Source organism: Proteocatella sp. QWL-06, from assembly GCF_058684135.1.
Map to the genome: position 1 here is coordinate 644,387 of NZ_CM178755.1, position 17,216 is coordinate 661,602.

Annotated in this window: 14 protein-coding genes; 12 read left to right on the forward strand and 2 right to left on the reverse strand. The window is 41.2% G+C overall.

The annotated features are described in order from the left end of the window. Positions 1 to 26: 26 nt before the first annotated feature. The 4 genes from AC4PGZ_RS03135 to AC4PGZ_RS03150 all read left to right on the forward strand — a co-directional run bounded on the left by AC4PGZ_RS03135 (position 27) and on the right by AC4PGZ_RS03150 (position 6,054). Positions 27 to 3,056 (forward strand): type I restriction endonuclease subunit R, encoded by a 3,030-nt coding sequence (locus AC4PGZ_RS03135; protein ID WP_492159589.1) that lies wholly within the window; start codon positions 27 to 29, stop codon positions 3,054 to 3,056. A 32-nt stretch (positions 3,057 to 3,088) separates the two neighbouring features. Then, positions 3,089 to 3,787: a hypothetical protein gene (locus AC4PGZ_RS03140; RefSeq protein WP_492159590.1), complete on the forward strand. Its 699-nt coding sequence runs from the start codon at positions 3,089 to 3,091 to the stop codon at positions 3,785 to 3,787. A 42-nt stretch (positions 3,788 to 3,829) separates the two neighbouring features. Continuing rightward, complete coding sequence (locus AC4PGZ_RS03145; protein ID WP_492159591.1) at positions 3,830 to 5,359, forward strand: TerB N-terminal domain-containing protein; 1,530 nt, start codon at positions 3,830 to 3,832, stop codon at positions 5,357 to 5,359. Between the two features lie 89 nt (positions 5,360 to 5,448). Continuing rightward, positions 5,449 to 6,054 (forward strand): Ltp family lipoprotein, encoded by a 606-nt coding sequence (locus AC4PGZ_RS03150; RefSeq protein ID WP_492159592.1) that lies wholly within the window; start codon positions 5,449 to 5,451, stop codon positions 6,052 to 6,054. Between the two features lie 103 nt (positions 6,055 to 6,157). Here the strand turns inward: AC4PGZ_RS03150 and AC4PGZ_RS03155 are convergent, their stop codons facing one another. Beyond that, entirely contained in the window at positions 6,158 to 7,021 is an 864-nt protein-coding gene (locus AC4PGZ_RS03155; protein WP_492159593.1) for a YitT family protein, read from the reverse strand. A gap of 12 nt (positions 7,022 to 7,033) precedes the next feature. Next, complete coding sequence (locus tag AC4PGZ_RS03160) at positions 7,034 to 7,696, reverse strand: HAD family hydrolase (protein WP_492159594.1); 663 nt, start codon at positions 7,694 to 7,696, stop codon at positions 7,034 to 7,036. Between the two features lie 151 nt (positions 7,697 to 7,847). On the opposite strand from AC4PGZ_RS03160, the gene AC4PGZ_RS03165 reads away from it, so the two are divergent. The 8 genes from AC4PGZ_RS03165 (at position 7,848) to AC4PGZ_RS03200 (ending at position 17,152) form a co-directional block, all read left to right on the forward strand. Beyond that, on the forward strand, positions 7,848 to 8,840 hold the full coding sequence (locus AC4PGZ_RS03165) for an ABC transporter substrate-binding protein (RefSeq protein WP_492159595.1): 993 nt from the start codon (positions 7,848 to 7,850) through the stop codon (positions 8,838 to 8,840). Between the two features lie 17 nt (positions 8,841 to 8,857). Beyond that, positions 8,858 to 9,628 (forward strand): ABC transporter permease, encoded by a 771-nt coding sequence (locus tag AC4PGZ_RS03170; RefSeq protein WP_492159596.1) that lies wholly within the window; start codon positions 8,858 to 8,860, stop codon positions 9,626 to 9,628. A gap of 18 nt (positions 9,629 to 9,646) precedes the next feature. Next, positions 9,647 to 10,249 carry an ATP-binding cassette domain-containing protein gene (locus AC4PGZ_RS03175; protein WP_492159597.1) on the forward strand — a complete coding sequence of 201 codons (603 nt, stop codon included), beginning with the start codon at positions 9,647 to 9,649 and terminating at the stop codon, positions 10,247 to 10,249. A gap of 146 nt (positions 10,250 to 10,395) precedes the next feature. Continuing rightward, the gene (gene asnB / locus AC4PGZ_RS03180; protein WP_492159598.1) at positions 10,396 to 12,243 is read left to right on the forward strand and encodes an asparagine synthase (glutamine-hydrolyzing); all 1,848 of its coding nucleotides are present in this window, start codon (positions 10,396 to 10,398) and stop codon (positions 12,241 to 12,243) included. Between the two features lie 91 nt (positions 12,244 to 12,334). After that, entirely contained in the window at positions 12,335 to 12,904 is a 570-nt protein-coding gene (locus AC4PGZ_RS03185; RefSeq protein ID WP_492159599.1) for a Maf family protein, read from the forward strand. A 22-nt stretch (positions 12,905 to 12,926) separates the two neighbouring features. Continuing rightward, positions 12,927 to 14,312 carry a TldD/PmbA family protein gene (locus AC4PGZ_RS03190; RefSeq protein WP_492159600.1) on the forward strand — a complete coding sequence of 462 codons (1,386 nt, stop codon included), beginning with the start codon at positions 12,927 to 12,929 and terminating at the stop codon, positions 14,310 to 14,312. Next, entirely contained in the window at positions 14,313 to 15,650 is a 1,338-nt protein-coding gene (locus tag AC4PGZ_RS03195) for a TldD/PmbA family protein (RefSeq protein WP_492159601.1), read from the forward strand. It begins immediately after the preceding gene. A 104-nt stretch (positions 15,651 to 15,754) separates the two neighbouring features. Continuing rightward, positions 15,755 to 17,152, forward strand: coding sequence for an ATP-binding protein (locus AC4PGZ_RS03200; RefSeq protein ID WP_492159602.1), 1,398 nt, complete (start codon positions 15,755 to 15,757; stop codon positions 17,150 to 17,152). Positions 17,153 to 17,216 lie beyond the last annotated feature (64 nt).

A 17,216-nucleotide genomic window follows, 5' to 3' on the forward strand; every position in this document is an offset into this window, starting at 1 on the left:
TATAGCTAAGAAGAGGGGGACGCATCTTGGAATATAAAGAAATTAGATTTGAACAAGACATAGAAACATCTCTCATAAATTCAGGTGGATATATCAAAGGGGATATGTCCACCTATGACAAGGCAAATGCAGTAGATCTGCACAAGCTTTTGTCATTTATAAAAACCACTCAGGAAAATGAATGGGAAAGATATGAGAAGATATATGGAAAAGACTCAGAAAAGAAGCTCCTGAAGCGTTTCTGCGAGGAAACTGCAACTCATGGGCTGCTTCATGTACTGAGAAACGGAATTAACGACAGGGGAGTTAAGTTCAAAGTTTGCTACTTCAAGCCTGAATCGACTCTAAATGACAAACTCGTAAATGGTTACAAGGCAAACATAATGACTGTGACTCGTCAGTTTGCATATTCCAATGAGAATAACAACACGATAGATATGGTGCTCAGCCTGAATGGTATTCCTCTGGTTGCACTTGAGCTGAAAAACCAGATTACGGGGCAGTCTGTTGAAAATGCAATGAAGCAGTTCAGGGAAGATCGTAACCACAGAGAGCTCTGCTTTCAGTTCAACAGAAGATTCCTTGTATATTTCGCAGTTGATCTCTATGAAATAGCTATGGCAACGCAGCTTAATGGAGATAAGACATTCTTTCTTCCGTTCAACCAGGGCTCAGGAGGGGCAGGAAATGTCGGGGGATCTGGAAACCCTGAAAATCCAGATGGCTACAATACGTCTTATCTTTGGGAAAATGTACTTACAAAAGAATCTCTTCTCAATATAATTCAGAGATTCCTTCATGTAAGCATAGAAAAAAAGAAGGTAACAAAAGACGGAAAAGATACATATAAAACAAGCAAGAAACTGATTTTCCCGCGTTATCATCAGCTCGATGTAGTTACGAAGATAATGGATGATGTGAAAAGAAACGGATCTGGAAAGAACTACCTTATACAGCACAGTGCAGGCTCAGGGAAATCAAACTCCATAGCATGGAGCAGCTACCGTCTTGCAAGCCTCCATGATGAGTGCAACAATTCGATATTCACTTCTGTTATCGTAGTAACAGACAGAAAAGTTCTGGATTCTCAGCTGCAGGACACGATAAGCAGCTTTGATCATACGTTCGGACTTGTCGAGACAATAGGAGATGGGAAATCCTCAAAGGATCTGAGAGATGCGATAAACGATGGAAAAAAGATAATAGTGACTACTCTTCAGAAATTCCCTGTTATTTATGAAGAAATTGAGAGCAACAAAGGAAAAAGATTTGCAATCATAGTCGACGAGGCCCACTCATCACAGACTGGATCAAGTGCACAGAAGCTCAAAACTGCACTTGCAGACAGTGAAGAAGCCTTGTTGGAATATGAGAGGATTGAAGGAGAAGAAGAGGCTAAAGAAGAGGATTTTGAGGACAAGCTTGTAAAAGAGCTTCTGAGTCATGGAAGGCATAAAAATCTTTCATTTTTCGCATTTACAGCCACTCCAAAACAGAAGACTCTCGAAATGTTTGGCCAGAGACATGAAGACGGCACTTTCAGGCCATTTCATGTATATTCCATGAAGCAGGCAATAGAAGAAGGCTTCATACATGATGTGCTTGCGAATTACATGACATACAAAACCTGCTATAAGATAGCAAAAAATACTCCTGAAAATCCTGAACTTCCTCAGACTGAAGCAGTCAAAGCCATAAAAAGATATGAGTCGCTGCATTCATACAATCTTCAGCAGAAGACATCAATCATGGTTGAATATTTCAGGGATGTCACAAAGAAGAAAATAGGTGGCAAGGCAAAGGCTATGGTTGTTACAGCATCAAGGCTTCATGCTGTGCGTTATTTCCTTGAATTCAAGAGATATATTGAGAGCAGAGGATATAAGGACTTGGATGTTCTGGTAGCTTTTTCTGGAACAGTAAAGGACGGAGTTGATGAATATACCGAACCAGGTCTGAATATAAGGCAAGATGGCAGCAGAGTAAGTGAAAAGCAACTTCCAGAGGTATTTCATTCAGATGAGTTCAATATGCTCATCGTAGCAGAAAAATATCAGACAGGATTTGATGAACCACTTCTTCATACGATGTTCGTTGACAAAAAGCTTACTGGCGTTAAGGCTGTGCAGACTCTTTCAAGACTGAACAGAACAGCCCCAGGAAAGGTTGATACCTTTGTAATGGACTTTGTGAACGAGGCTGATGATATCAAAGAATCATTTGAACCATTCTATAAGAGTACGGTTCTTGATGAAGAGATAAATGTTAATATGATTTATGATTTGAAAATCTTAATAAGGCAATTCCTTCTTTACAATGACGATGATGTGGAAAATTTCAACAAGATATACTACAAGCCGAAGCAGACAGACAAGGATCTCGGTAAAATCACAAGCCTGTTCACTCCTGTGATAAAGAATTATGAAGTTATGGATGAAGAGGAACGGTATAAGTACAGAAGATCCATAAGGAATTTCGTGAAGTGGCATTCATATATAACACAGATAACAAGAATGTTTGATAAGGATCTGCAGAAGGAATATAACTTCCTCAAATATATGGACAAGCTGTTGCCCAAAGCTCCTTCAGAAAACGTTGATCTTAACGACAAGATAAAACTTGAGTTTTTCAAACTTGAAAAAACATTTGAAGGCGATATCGTTATTGAAGGAAGCGGAGACTATACCGTAATTGACAATACTAAAACTGTTAATGTTGACAAGAACAAGGATGTTAAGGATGAGCTTTTAGAGAATATAATAAATCATATCAATGACAAGTTCGCTGGAATATTCTCTGATGGAGACAAGGTTATTGTAGAAACCATTTATGGAAAAATAGTGAAGGATAACAAAAAACTGAAAAGATATGCAAAGAAAAACAGCATCGAAGTCTTTTCAGAAAGTATATTCCCAAAGATTTTCGAAGATGTTGCTCAGGGGTGTTATGAAGAGCAGATGGATTCATTCAAAAAGCTATTTGAGGATCAGAATTTCTATTCTGTAATAATGAATGAGATTGCTAAAGAGGCTTACAGAGGATTCAGGAATGAATAAAAGCTGATCAAGCTTTAAATTGGAGGCAGGGTATGAAAGAAGAATATGAAAATGAGAAGTACAGCAAAGACTATTTTGAGTGCTACGCAAGGATTACCTTAGAAACCTGTTTCGACTCCAAGTTAAAGGCTTTAAGCCATCTTGATTCTCCAGACTTTCAAAGTGAAGAACTTGGAATAGGGCTTGAAGTCGTTGAGGCGATATCAAAAAAAGAGGGAGAACAAAGAAGATATATTAATGAATATTTTGGAAAAAATCATCCTCCACAGTATATAAAAGAAAAGATGGAGAGCAGAAATAAAAAAATGAAAGGCCATATAGAAATCTTTGAAAATATGGTAATTTTCGACTACTACAAAGGTTTATATGATACCAAAATACATCATGAATTTATTAAAGACAAAATAAAGGAGAAGTCAGAAAAGCTTAATACTATCTACTATGACCATCTCAAGAATCATCATAAATTCAAGGATCACTGGCTGTATATTTTTACTCACACTCAACTGCTTGAAAAACATGACATCATAGAAATAGTGAATGTTATAGAGCTGCATGAAAATTTTAATTTCAATAAGATATTTATAGATTGCATAGGTACTTTGTATATAATAAACGACTTCAGAGACATTGAAATATTGGAAGTAAAGGGTGAAGATATGAAGTCAATAAAGAAAAAAGCAATAGATGAAGGAATTAAGAGAGGTATTGATAAGAGGCAAAAACGGTAAAACATGGTCACTTTTTTGAAAATATGCTGATAGGAGAAAAATATGGGGTTATTCAGTAGATTATTTAAGAGTAACGACAAGAAAGAAACTGGGAATTCTTTGATTGCAGTAAATAGTGAGCTCAAATTGAATACTTTTAAATCGCTTGCTGTTCATAGTGATTTAGAAGATTTGATTTGGATTCCCGATGGACCAAAGAAAAATTATTTCCCAGATAGTAAAAAAGATAAATTCGTAATTGATGGTTTTGAAATATCTTTTGATTTTATGAGTAGGGAACCGAGCCTTATATATGTAAACTTGCCGATAAATACAAATGTAAACATTTCAAAAGTAGACAGACCGCCTTACTATCCAAATTATAGTGAACTGTCTAAAGAGCAAAGAGGGGTGTATTGGAAGCTGCTTGAGGATCCGTATGACAGCAGAATTGATATAGGATATGTATTCATTCTGTATTATGGACTGGAAAGGCATTTATTTTCAGGAGACTATAAGAAAGCATTTGATGTAATTTTAAAGCTCAGAGATGTTCATATGAATAAGTCATTCCAGAACTACTCTGGGAATGCTCTTATATTAACTTGCCTGTATCGTCAGAACGTGGACCTTGTTCAGAAGTTTATGAATTCTCTTGACCGGGATCACGAATACAATTTTTCAGACAATCTTTTTCTTCTTTGTAACTACAGCTTGAATATTCCCTTGTATGCTAAAGATATGATGAGAATGCACAAATCATTTGGATTTACAAAGAGCAGCTATATCAAGAATTATAGTGAACTATTTGAGACAGCTTTAATTTCAAATGTTTTAGAAGTATATTCGTCAGAAAGCATTAATATAAATAATTTTATATCGTACGAAGATTTTAATAATCTCAATAAAGAGGTTAACACAATATTTGCTAATACTTCATTAATAAGAGAAACGATAGAGGTACCATTACTTACTGAAAATTTTAAGTTTAAGAAAGCAGTTTATGATTTACTGGATGAGACACATGAAGATGTAAAGGTAAAGCTTGTGCAACTAAGAAAATCAGGAGAATTGGAAAAGAAAAGTGAATTAATAAAGGAATCAAAAAAAGAAGTCGTTGTCCCCTCGTTTGATTATGAGAAAGAGGAATTTTTGATAAATCAGATGAATAAAGACAAAAAGAACGGATTCGAAGTTCATTTTGATTATATTCAGCTACAGGATTTTTATTATAAATACAGAAATCTTGATGAAAAGTATCTTGAGAAATGTATTTATTACTGCCTGGAAGACATTAACAATCTGGATAAATTGCAGAAGGGCTACATTAATTCAAAGAAAAAAGAAATAAAAATGCTGAAGGGGATTTATTCTGAAAGCCAGATTCAAAAAGAAATAAATGAGATTGGTAAGTTTGATTGCGTAATTCCGGCATTCAAGAGACTATCGATAATTTATGAGAAAAGAAATGATATCGCAAAATCAATTGAAATCTGTGAAAAAGCAGTAGAGTACTATAGTGAATTAGGAATGCATACTGAGTCCTCTGAATTTGAAAAACGAAAAGAGAAGCTGCTTAAAAAGATAAAATAAAATCATTTAATGAATAACCAAATATGGATGTTTTATAAATAGGTGGTACCAGTTCAGTAAAATATTTATTATGAAAAGGGGGAATTAACATGGAACGTAACAAAAATTTGATAAATTGTAAAACTTGCGGAGGGGAAATCGCAAAAAATGCAAAAAGTTGTCCATCTTGCGGGGCAAAAAACAAGAAACCATTTTATAAAAAATGGTGGGTTTGGGTAATCATTATGCTTATTGGAATTGGGTCAATTGGCCCTGGTGTGGAAACAACTTCTGATTATGAATCTAGTGGCGATAATACAGGACAAATTGAAACATCTGCTCCGCCATCATCTGAAACACAAGAGAATGAGGCAAAAACAACAGAAACTCAGGAGACTCAAGTGTCAGATGTACCAACAGAATATAAATCTGCTTTAAAAAAGGCTGAAATATATGATGAGACAATGCATATGTCTAAAGCGGGATTATATGACCAGCTAGTATCAGAATATGGTGAAAAGTTTTCAAAAGAAGCAGCCCAGTACGCAATCGATAACATCGATGCAGACTGGAACTATAATGCTTTAAAAAAAGCTGAATCATACCAGGAGACAATGGCAATGTCACCGAGTGCAATATATGATCAGTTAATATCAGACTATGGAGAAAAATTCACTAAGCAAGAAGCCCAGTATGCTATTGATAATTTAAAATAATTTATTATCCACCTATTTCCTATTTTATAGAAACGTCGGAAATGCCACCTGTATTTATACAGGTGGCATTAATAAATCAATGGAAGATATTTTGATTGTTGGTCTAATTGTGTACCTTTTCCAGACTGAAGCCGCGGCCCCTTACCTCGCTTATCCTGTTGACTATCATAAAGGCGTCAGGATCTATAGAAGAGACGAGCTGATTGAGCTTTGAGAGCTCCCTGTTTGATATCACGGTAAGTATGACCATGGCATTTTTCCTGTAATATCCTGTCTCACTGTGCATAAGCGTAGAGCCTCTGTCGAGCTCAGCAAGTATCCTTGCATTTATTTCATCATATTTCTCGCTTATGATCTTTACCTGAGTCTTTGACTCTCCCATCATCAGTACCTTGTCAAGAACGGTAGTGTAGATGAGCACGAGTATTATTCCATAAAGCACCTGCTCCTTGTTTGCGAAAAGCATCTGAGACATGAGTATGGAAAAATCAAATACATACATGGATACTGAAACTGGTATCCTGAATTTTTTATGGAGCACGAGCGGAGGTATATCCATTCCTCCTGTAGAAGCTCCCGCGCGTATTACCATTCCTATGCTCGCTCCTATCATTATTCCGGCATATACCGCTGAAAGCATGTAGTCTGTGGTCAGATTCTGTATCTGTGGCAGCTTTTGGAGCATAGTAAGTATGAATGGATAGTAGAATGTGCTGATGAGCGTAGTGAGTATAAATTTTCGCCCGAGCACGAAGGCCCCGAGGCCGAACATAGCTATGTTGAATCCTGAAACGAAGATATTTATCGGAAGCCCGAACTGGTTGTAGAAGAGCAGTGCCAGCCCCGTGGTTCCGCCTGTTATGAGATTGCTCGGCAGTATGAACATGACCACTGCAAGGGCATATATTGTATTTCCAAGAAGTATGAAAAATATATTCTTAAGATTTGAGCTTATTAATTTTGACATTGTGACCTCACTTTATATGATATGAAATATTTTTTCGAGCTCTTCGACAGTATCTGCGATATAGTCAGGACCTGCAGCCTCGATGATGTCTCTTGAACGGTATCCCCAGCTTACAGCTACAGCTGTCATGCCTGAATTTTTCGCGGTCATGACGTCTACGTCCGTATCGCCTATATAGACGCTCTCAGAAGCGTCTATGCCAAATTCTGAAAGCAGGTGGTTTATAATTGTCGGATCCGGTTTTTTGGGGAACATGTCGCTTTGTCCGTAAGTTGTTTCTATGAGCTCTCCAAAGAGGTTCTGAGACATTTTCAGAGTCAGGGGATGTGGCTTGTTTGAGACTATGGCAGTCCTGTAGCCAGCCTTCCTTATATTTTTGAGCATCTGTATTATTCCATCGAATGGCTTTGTGGCTGCCTGATCGCAGAGCCCGTAGATTTCGTTATATTTATTTATTATGTCTTCCCGCTCCGCATCCGAAGACGGTGTGTATCCGCTGTACTCAAGGCTCGAGATAACTAGGCTCCTCGCTCCGTGCCCAAGCGATTTCATGCACTGATCCTTCGTTATTGAAGGGATATTAAAGTATTCAAATGCTTCATTCACGCATCTGGTTATATCATCAATGGAACTCACGAGAGTACCGTCAAGATCGAATATTGCCAATTTCTTCATGTGTTTTCTCCTGAAATTTCTAAGTAAAAAAATAGCATCCGTTTTTAATGATATAACAGAAATTATCTGGTGTCAATCAGGATATACCATAGCAAACAGCCTTTGTTTGTGATACAATTTATAAAAATGAACATAAAAGTGGAGGGGAAATATGAAAAAGTCATTATCATTAATCTTAACAGCATTGCTAACCATATCGCTGATTTCAGGCTGCACTCAGCAGAAAGAAGCCGCAGCGCCTGAGGTATCGGAGACTCCGATAAATGTAGCGGTAATGAAGGGACCTACGGGAATGGGCATGGTAAGCCTCATGAATCAGAGCGAGGCGGGAGCTTCTCTCAATCCATATAATTTCACGATATCAGGCACAGCAGATGAAATAGTGGCAGATATAGTAAAAGGAGAGCTTGACATCGCAGCTGTTCCGGCAAATCTCGCATCGGTGCTGTATAACAAGACAGAGGGAAAGATATCTGCAGCGGCGATAAACACGCTTGGAGTGCTCTATATAGTTGAAAACGGAAATACCGTTAATTCTCTTGAAGACCTTAAGGGAAAGACTGTATACTCAACAGGAAAGGGAACTACGCCCGAATATGCCCTTAACTATCTGCTGACTTCAAACGGAATAGATCCGCAGAAAGACCTTACAATAGAGTACAAGGCGGAATCAACTGAAGTGGCAGCAGTGCTTGCAAGTACGCCGGATGCCATAGGAGTCCTCCCTGAGCCGTTTGTAACGGTTGCAAAATCAAAGAACGAAAATCTGAGGGACGCAATCAGCTTCGGCGATGAATGGAAGAAGATAAACGGAGAAGAGCTCGTAACAGGAGTCCTTATAGTAAGAAATGAATTCCTTGAAAACAATCAGGGCGCATTTGAGACATTCCTGAGCGAATACAAGGCTTCCACGGAGTTTACGAAAAGTGACCCTGACGCAGCGGCAGAGCTTGTGGGGAAATATGAGATAGTGCCTGCGCCTGTGGCAAAAAAAGCCATCCCGAAATCAAACATTACCTTCATAGCAGGAGATGACATGAAGGCCAATCTTGGCGCTTATCTGCAGATACTTTTTGACCAGGATCCAAAATCTGTAGGAGGCAAGCTGCCGGGAGAAGACTTCTATTTCATGAATCAGAAGTAAATACAGGGGACTTATATATGAACCCAGATAAAGAAAACAAAAGCAGGGACAGAATAACCAAAATTGCAGCAGTGTCCTTCTGGATACTGCTGTGGCAGTCTGCCAGCATGGCTGTGGGAGAAGAGATACTCCTGGCCTCTCCGGCAAAGGTTCTTGGCACGATAGTCGAGCTCTCGGGTCAGATGAATTTCTGGAGCTCGATAAGCGGGTCTCTGATAAGGATGACTGCCGGCTTTGTGATGGCATGCAGCCTTGGTATGATCCTGGCCGTCATTTCCTATAAGAGCAGCATCATAAGGATAATGCTCGAGCCATTCATGCAGGCCGTGAAATCCATACCTGTGGCATCGTTTGTAATACTGGCGCTCGTATGGATAAGGACAGAAAATCTCTCTGTATTCATATCATTTCTGATGGTGCTTCCGATAATATACACAAACACCCTGAGCGGGCTTGTTGCTACAGACCGTGAGCTTCTTGAGATGGCAAAGATATTTCGGATAAGCCGCCTCAAAAAAGCGCTGTACATATATTCTCCTCTCGTAATGCCGTTCTTTCTTTCAGGAGCATCCATAGGGATTGCCTTCTGCTGGAAATCAGGCATAGCGGCAGAGGTCATAGGCCTTCCCGGAAATTCCATAGGGGAAAATCTGTACAGGTCAAAGATACTGCTTGATACAGCGGGGCTTTTTGCATGGACAATAACCATGATAATCATCAGCGTGATCTACGAAAAAACCATAATAGGGATAATAAAGGCAGTAAGCCGCAAGATTGAAAGAATATAAATTCAACTGGAGAGCATCATGAATACAGAATCTCATATAGTAATAAAGGATATCACAAAAAAATACGGTGACAGGATGGTCTTCAGTGGGTTTGACATCCAGCTGGAAAAGGCAGCATCTACTGTGCTGATGGGAAGATCCGGAAGAGGAAAGACTACCCTGCTGAGGATGCTTATGGGCCTTGAAGTCCCTGAAAGCGGAATAATCTGCGGACATGAGGCTATGAGGCTTTCGGCTGTCTTTCAGGAGGACCGGCTGTGCGAGCTGCTCAGCGTAGAGACGAACATAAAGATGGTGCTCAGCTCTGGCCGCGGCGGCAATCCGAAAAGCAGGCATGAGCGCATCGCAGAAAATCTCAGGCTGGCAGGGCTTGAAAATGAGATCAGGACGCCTGTAAAAAACCTCAGCGGAGGCATGAAGAGGCGAGTTGCCATAGTAAGGGCAGTTATGGCAGAAAGCGACCTCATACTTATGGATGAACCCTTCAGGGGACTGGACGGCGAGACCAGGCTCATGTGCATGAAATACGTCAGAGAAAACACAAAGGGAAAGACTCTTGTCATAAGCACGCACAGCGACGAAGAAGCCAGGTACATGGGAGATAACATAATAAAAATATGATACGGCAGTGGGATAATATGGCAGGCATGATTCGTAGCGGATGTGCCTGTTTTTTTGCTCATATCAATTGTGAAAAACCATGTGATATGGTATTATTACAAAGTGAGATAATTAAGGATAATATAAGAAAGGCAGCGTAAATATAAATGTGCGGATTTGTAGGATTTTACAGCAGAAAAATAGAGAATAAAGAAGAAACTGTCAGAAATATGGGAAACATGATAATTCACAGAGGACCTGACAGCGAGGGAATATATACAGATGACGAGATAGCCATGGGATTCAGGAGGCTGAGCATAATAGACCTTGCAGAAGGCTCTCAGCCTATGAAGAATGAGGATGGCTCGATAATAATAACCTTCAACGGTGAGATATACAACTATCAGGAGATAAAAAAGGACCTGCTTGAAAAGGGTCATATATTCAGAAACAATTCAGATACAGAGGTACTTATCCACGGCTATGAGGAGTACGGCACAGACCTGCTTGGAAAGCTCAGAGGAATGTTTGCCTTTGTAATATGGGATTCTGTAAAGAAACAGCTTTTTGGAGCGAGAGACTTCTTTGGGATAAAGCCATTCTATTATTCAAAAATAGGAGATGAGCTTCTGTTTGGTTCAGAGATAAAGTCATTCCTTCCGTTCCCGGGATTTAAAAAAGAGGTTAACGAAGAGGCGCTCAAGCATTTCCTCGTATTCCAGTATTCCGTGCTCAATGAGACCTTCTTCAAGAACGTAAACAAACTGAAGCCGGGTCACTATTTCATATTCAGGGATGGAAAGATGGAGATAAGCAAGTATTTCGACCTGAGCTACAAGGTAGAGGACAAGCCTTTTGAGGAATATGTAAAGCTCATAGGAGAGTCTGTTGAAGAATCAGTGAAATATCACAAGATAAGCGACGTCGAGGTAGGAGCATTCCTTTCAGGAGGAGTGGATTCGAGCTACGTGGTTTCATGCGCAAAGCCGGACAACACCTACTCTGTAGGATTTGACAACCAGGGTTTTGACGAGACCGTCTATGCAAAGGAGCTTTCAGAAAAGCTTAACATACAGAACAAGTCGAAGATGATATCTGCAGATGAGTTCTTTGCTGCGATACCTATGGTACAGTACCATTCAGATGAGCCGCATGCAAACCTTTCATCAGTTCCGCTCTACTATCTTTCGCAGCTTGCGGCAAAGGACGTCAAGGTAGTGCTTTCAGGAGAAGGCGCAGACGAGCTCTTTGCAGGCTACAACGAGTATGAGGAGCCGACCGTAAATCGCCTGTATTCTATGCTGCCTATGGGGCTTCGCAGAAAGATAAGGGATATGGTAAAGGACAGGCCTCACTTCACAGGCAAGACCATAATAATGAAATACGGACAGAGTGTCGAAGAGCGCTACATCGGCCAGGCTCACATAATGTCAGATGAGCAGGCAAATGACATACTAAGCAGCAAATACAAGAATCCGGTGACATACAGGGAGCTTACAAAGCCATATTATGACAAGGTGAAGAACCTCGATGACGTGACAAAGCGCTGCTATCTCGACATGAACATGTGGATAGTAGACGACATACTCCTGAAGGCCGACAAGATAACTATGGCTCACTCAATAGAGCTCAGAGTGCCATTCCTCGACAAGGAAGTGTGGAACCTCTCTACCAAGATTCCGGTCAAGTACAAGGTAAATGGGACCACAACGAAATACGTATTCAGGGAAGCTGCTCAGAAAAAGATCCCTCTTGATTGGGCAAAGCGAAGAAAAGCGGGATTCCTCGTGCCTTTCATACACTGGATAAAAGAAGAGAAATACTGCAATATAGTGAGAGCACAGTTTGAAAAGGAGTATGTTTCTGAGTTCTTTGACAGAGAAAAGATCCTTGCCCTTCTCGACGAGCACTATGCAGGAAAGAAGAACAACGGAAGAAAGATATACACCATATACGCATTCCTTGTATGGTATGACCAGTATTTCGTAAGCTTCAATATGCCACAGGGCGCATAAAAAAACATGTAAGCGAATATATAATAAAGCGGAGATATAATAAAGTTGAAAGGAGAGGGAAACCGCATATTGCAGGTTTCCCGTTATTTTTATGAAGAAGATAGATAAAAGGATAATACTCGCGTCCAAATCGCCAAGGAGAAAAGAACTTATGGCGCTGACTCCATGGGATTTCATAATTGATGCGGCAGATGTAGATGAGACCATGGATGAGAATAGTGACATCGAAGAAAACCTGAAGGAGCTTGCATGCAGAAAGGCTGAGCCGATAGCCGAAAAATATCCTCATGATATAGTCATAGGAAGCGACACCATAGTCTATATAGACGGCCAGATACTTGGAAAGCCTGCAGACGAAGAGGATGCAAAAAGGCTTCTCAGACTGCTCTCAGGAAGGTCTCACAGCGTGTATACAGGAGTATGCATAATGGATGGAAATGGCAGGAGGATTAAATTCTGCGAAAAGACCTCTGTGGTTTTCAAGGAGCTCACGGAGGAAGAAATAGACTGGTATGTAAGCTCCGGAGAGCCTATGGGAAAAGCCGGCGCGTATGGCATACAGGGCCATGCGGGACTGTTTGTAGAGTCCATAGTCGGAGATTACTACAATGTGGTGGGGCTGCCGCTCAACAGAGTATACGAAGAGCTCTGCAGGATATAGCTCGAGATTAAGGAGAAAAAATATGCTGGATAAAAATATTGTAAATGACGTGCTTATGGCTGCCCTTTCCCATGGAGGAGATTTTGCGGAGGTGTTTGCGGAAGACAGATTCGATTCTTCCATAGGCATGATAGAAGGAAAAGTGGAGCGATCTTCAGCCGGAAGGACGGCAGGAGTCGGGATACGGATATTCAATGGATTTAACAGTGTCTACACATATACTAACGCCATGGACAGAGAAGCCCTCATAAACCTTGCGATAAGCGCATCAAAGTCGCTCAGAGCGGTGCCTCAGGAGTTGAAGATTGACTTCGTGATGGAAGAAGCCGCCGTGAATCATCCGGTCATAGTGCTTCCTCAGTCTGTCTCAAAATCACACAAGGCAGAGCTTATGAGAAGAGCACATCAGGCCGCATCGGAATATGATCCGTCAATAAGCCAGGTGAAGGTCAATTATCTGGATTTCACTCAGAATGTGCTCATTGCCAATTCAGAGGGAAGGTTCGTTACCGATCAGAGGACAAGGACGAGGTTTGTCATTAACGCAGTGGCCGAAAGAAACGGAAAGCTTGAGCAGGGCTTTATCGGAAAAGGCTCGGGCAAAGGCTTTGAGCTGTATGATGAAATAAAGGTAGAAGACATGGCAAGAGAGGCGGCCAGAATAGCGGTCACCATGACTGGAGCAGGAGCGGCGCCAAGCGGGAGATTTCCGGTCGTAATAGACAACAAATTCGGAGGCGTAATATTCCATGAGGCATGCGGCCATGGGCTCGAAGCCACCTCAGTGGCAAAAAACAACTCGGTATTTGCCGGAAAGCTCGGAGAAAAGATCGCATCAGAGGCAGTAACTGCCGTAGATGATGGTACGGTGCTCAACGGATGGGGCTCATCCTCATATGACGATGAGGGAATGCAGACATCAAGGAATGTGCTGATAGAAAACGGAATCCTCAAAAACTATATGGTGGACAAGCTCAACGGAAGACGCATGAACATGGATCCTACGGGATCTTCAAGGAGAGAATCGTACAAATACGCACCAACCTCAAGGATGACAAACACATATATACTGAATGGAAACAGCAGGTTTGAAGACATGATAGCTTCCATGGACAACGGCATATATGCAAAATACCTTGGAGGGGGCTCAGTAAACCCTGCCACAGGAGAATTCAATTTTGCCACGCAGGAAGCATATCTTGTGAAAAACGGAAAGATTGGCGCTCCTATAAAGGGAGCAACGTTGATCGGAACGGGTCTCGAGATACTTAACAGGATTGAAATGGTGAGCAACAACTTTGATTCCGGAGAAGGCATGTGCGGCTCGGTGAGCGGCTCCATTCCGGCAGGACTGGGACAGCCGGCCATAAAAGTATCAGAGATAACCGTTGGTGGAAAGGAGGCATAGATGCACAGACTTATAGAAAAACTGTTTGAAAAAGGAAGAATCAGAGGATTTGAGGATCAGGAAATATATCATGAATCAGCAAAGAGCCTTAGGATATCCGTATATCAGGGAGAGGTCGAGAAATTCAACATGTCAGAGCAGGGCGGGCTCTCATACAGAGGAATCACAGGCGGAAAGATGGGCTATGCCTACACCGAGATACTCGATGAAAATGCCCTGGACATGCTCGTTGATGAGGCGTATTCAAATGCTGCAGTCATAGAATCTCAGGACAGGGTATTTCTTCATGACGGCTCCGGAACTTATAAAGATCTTTCGGAAGATGCAGAGGGTCAAGGCACGACAGAAGACAAGATAAGCTTCATGCTCGAGCTCGAAAAAAAGCTGATGGAATCAGACGAGAGAATAGTCAGGATATCCACAAATGCATATTCGGAGTCCGTCTATACAAAGCACATAAGAAACACAAAAGGGCTTAACCTAAGTGAAACCAGAAGTCTTTCCTATGCATATGCGGTAGCGGTAGCACAGGAAGGCGAAGATACAAGGACAGGAACAGGTGCCCATATGGCTGAGAGCTTTGCCGGACTTGACATGGATGAGATAGTAAACTCGGCATCCGGGGAGGCGCTCAGCATGCTCGGGGCAAAGCCGGTGTCTTCCGCAGAGTATCCTGTAGTCTTTGAGAATGAGGCATTTTCAGATTTCTTCTCTCAGTTCTCAAACCACTTCAGCGCAGAGCAGGTGCAGAAAAAGCTTTCAGCCCTTTCAGGAAAGCTGGGAAGCCGTATAGCATCGGAGCATGTAAATATCACAGATGACCCTCATATCAGGCTGGGCCTCAGGACTACGGCATTTGACGCAGAGGGCGTGGCAACATATAAAAAGCCGATAATCGGAAACGGCATCCTGATGACATATCTGCACAATCTCAAGACGGCTCACATAGATGGGACGCAGACGACCGGAAATGCATCAAAAAGCTCATTCAAATCCTCAGTAGAGATAGCACCTTCAAACCTGTGCTTCATGCCGGGAAAAATCAGTCTGAAATCCATGCTTGAGGAAATCAGAAGAGGCATCATGGTGACCGGGCTTCAGGGGCTTCATTCAGGGATAAATCCGGTATCAGGAGACTTTTCGCTTCAGTGCCATGGATTCCTGATAGAGGACGGAACTATAGCAGATCCGGTAAGTCAGATAACTGTTTCGGGAAATTTCTTTGAGCTGCTGAAGGAAATAGACTGCGTTGCAGATGATTTCATTATGTCACCTCTTTCCGGAGGGGCAGGAGCACCGAGCGTAAGGGTATCGGGACTCAGCATATCTGGCAGTTAAGCAGTATATGTTATAACAGGCAGAGATTGACACTATACATTTTAAATAGTATAATTTAAATTATAATAATTTGAATTATACTATTTTTTATATAGAGGTGTAATATGAAAAAATTCATAGGAAGATCTTCAGAACTCAGAATTCTGGAAAAGGAATACAGGCGAGATGCCGGATTTACAGTTATATACGGACGAAGAAGAGTAGGAAAGACCACGCTTATAAAAGAGTTCATAAAAGACAAGGATGCGATGTACTTTCTTGCCACTGAAGAACTGGAAGGCGAAAACATCAAAAATTTCGTAAGCGCGTTCTCCCGTTTTTCGGGAACAGGCTATCTGGAGAATGCAAGGTTCACGGACTGGGAAAGTGTTTTTCGGATTTTTGCTCAGCACAGCCCTGAGAAAAAGAAAGTGCTCGTAATAGATGAATTTCAGTATCTGACTGGAGCAAATCCTGCATTTTCATCTGTACTGCAGAGGATATGGGACACTTTCCTTAGCGAAAGCAATGTGATGCTTATTGTATGCGGGTCGCTTATAAGCATGATGCTCAAAGAAGTACTTTCATATGACAGTCCGCTCTATGGAAGGCGCACTGCTCAGATAAAGCTTTCTCCGCTCAGCTTCAGCGAGTTCTGTCTTAATTATGAGGATATGAGCTTTGAAGATCTTGTAAAGTTTTACAGCGTAACGGGGGGAGTGCCAAAATACATGGAACTCCTGGATGAGTCACTTGATATAATGGAAAACATAAAGTCTGATATTCTTCAGAGAGGCAGCTTTTTATATGAGGAGCCTGTTTTTCTTCTTGAAAAAGAAGTTAAAAATACTATGACATATTTTTCGGTAATAAAGACTATAGCAGCAGGAAACCACAGGATTTCAGATATTGCATCCGTGCTTGAGGTTAAAAGCAGTTTTTTGACCCCATATCTTGGGGTGCTCATAGATCTTGAGATATTGGAGAAACGCACTCCTGCAACAGAGCGGTTTCCTGAAAAAAGCAGAAAAGGCCAGTATTATATCAAGGATAATTTCATAAGCTTCTGGTTCAGATTTGTAGCTCCCTACAAAGGGGAGCTTGAAATAGAAAACCTCGATCCGGTAGTAAAAAAGATTGAGGCCAACATGAATGATTCTCATGTAAGCTTCGTGTTTGAGGATGTATCAAGGCAGAATCTCAGAAACGCCGGGCTTCCATATATTTTCAACAGGATTGGAAGCTACTGGGAGAAGAATGTGGAAGTGGATGTATGCGCAATTGACGAGTCAGAAGGTATATGCGTACTCGGTGAATGCAAATACTGGGGAAGACCTGTGGATATGAGGGTATATTCACAGCTTGTTGAAAAAGGCCGGGGGATAAAGGAAATTAAGGACTACAGGATAATTCATGCGCTGTTTTCAAAGAGCGGTTTTACGCAGGAAGTAATAAACCTTATGGGCGATGACCTGCTGCTTTTTGACAAGGGGATTCTTCTTAACAGCAAACGGAATATGTAACGCAGGTACAAAAAAGGTCCCCCGGACTCAGAAATTTCTGAAGCCGGGGGATATATTTATTGCT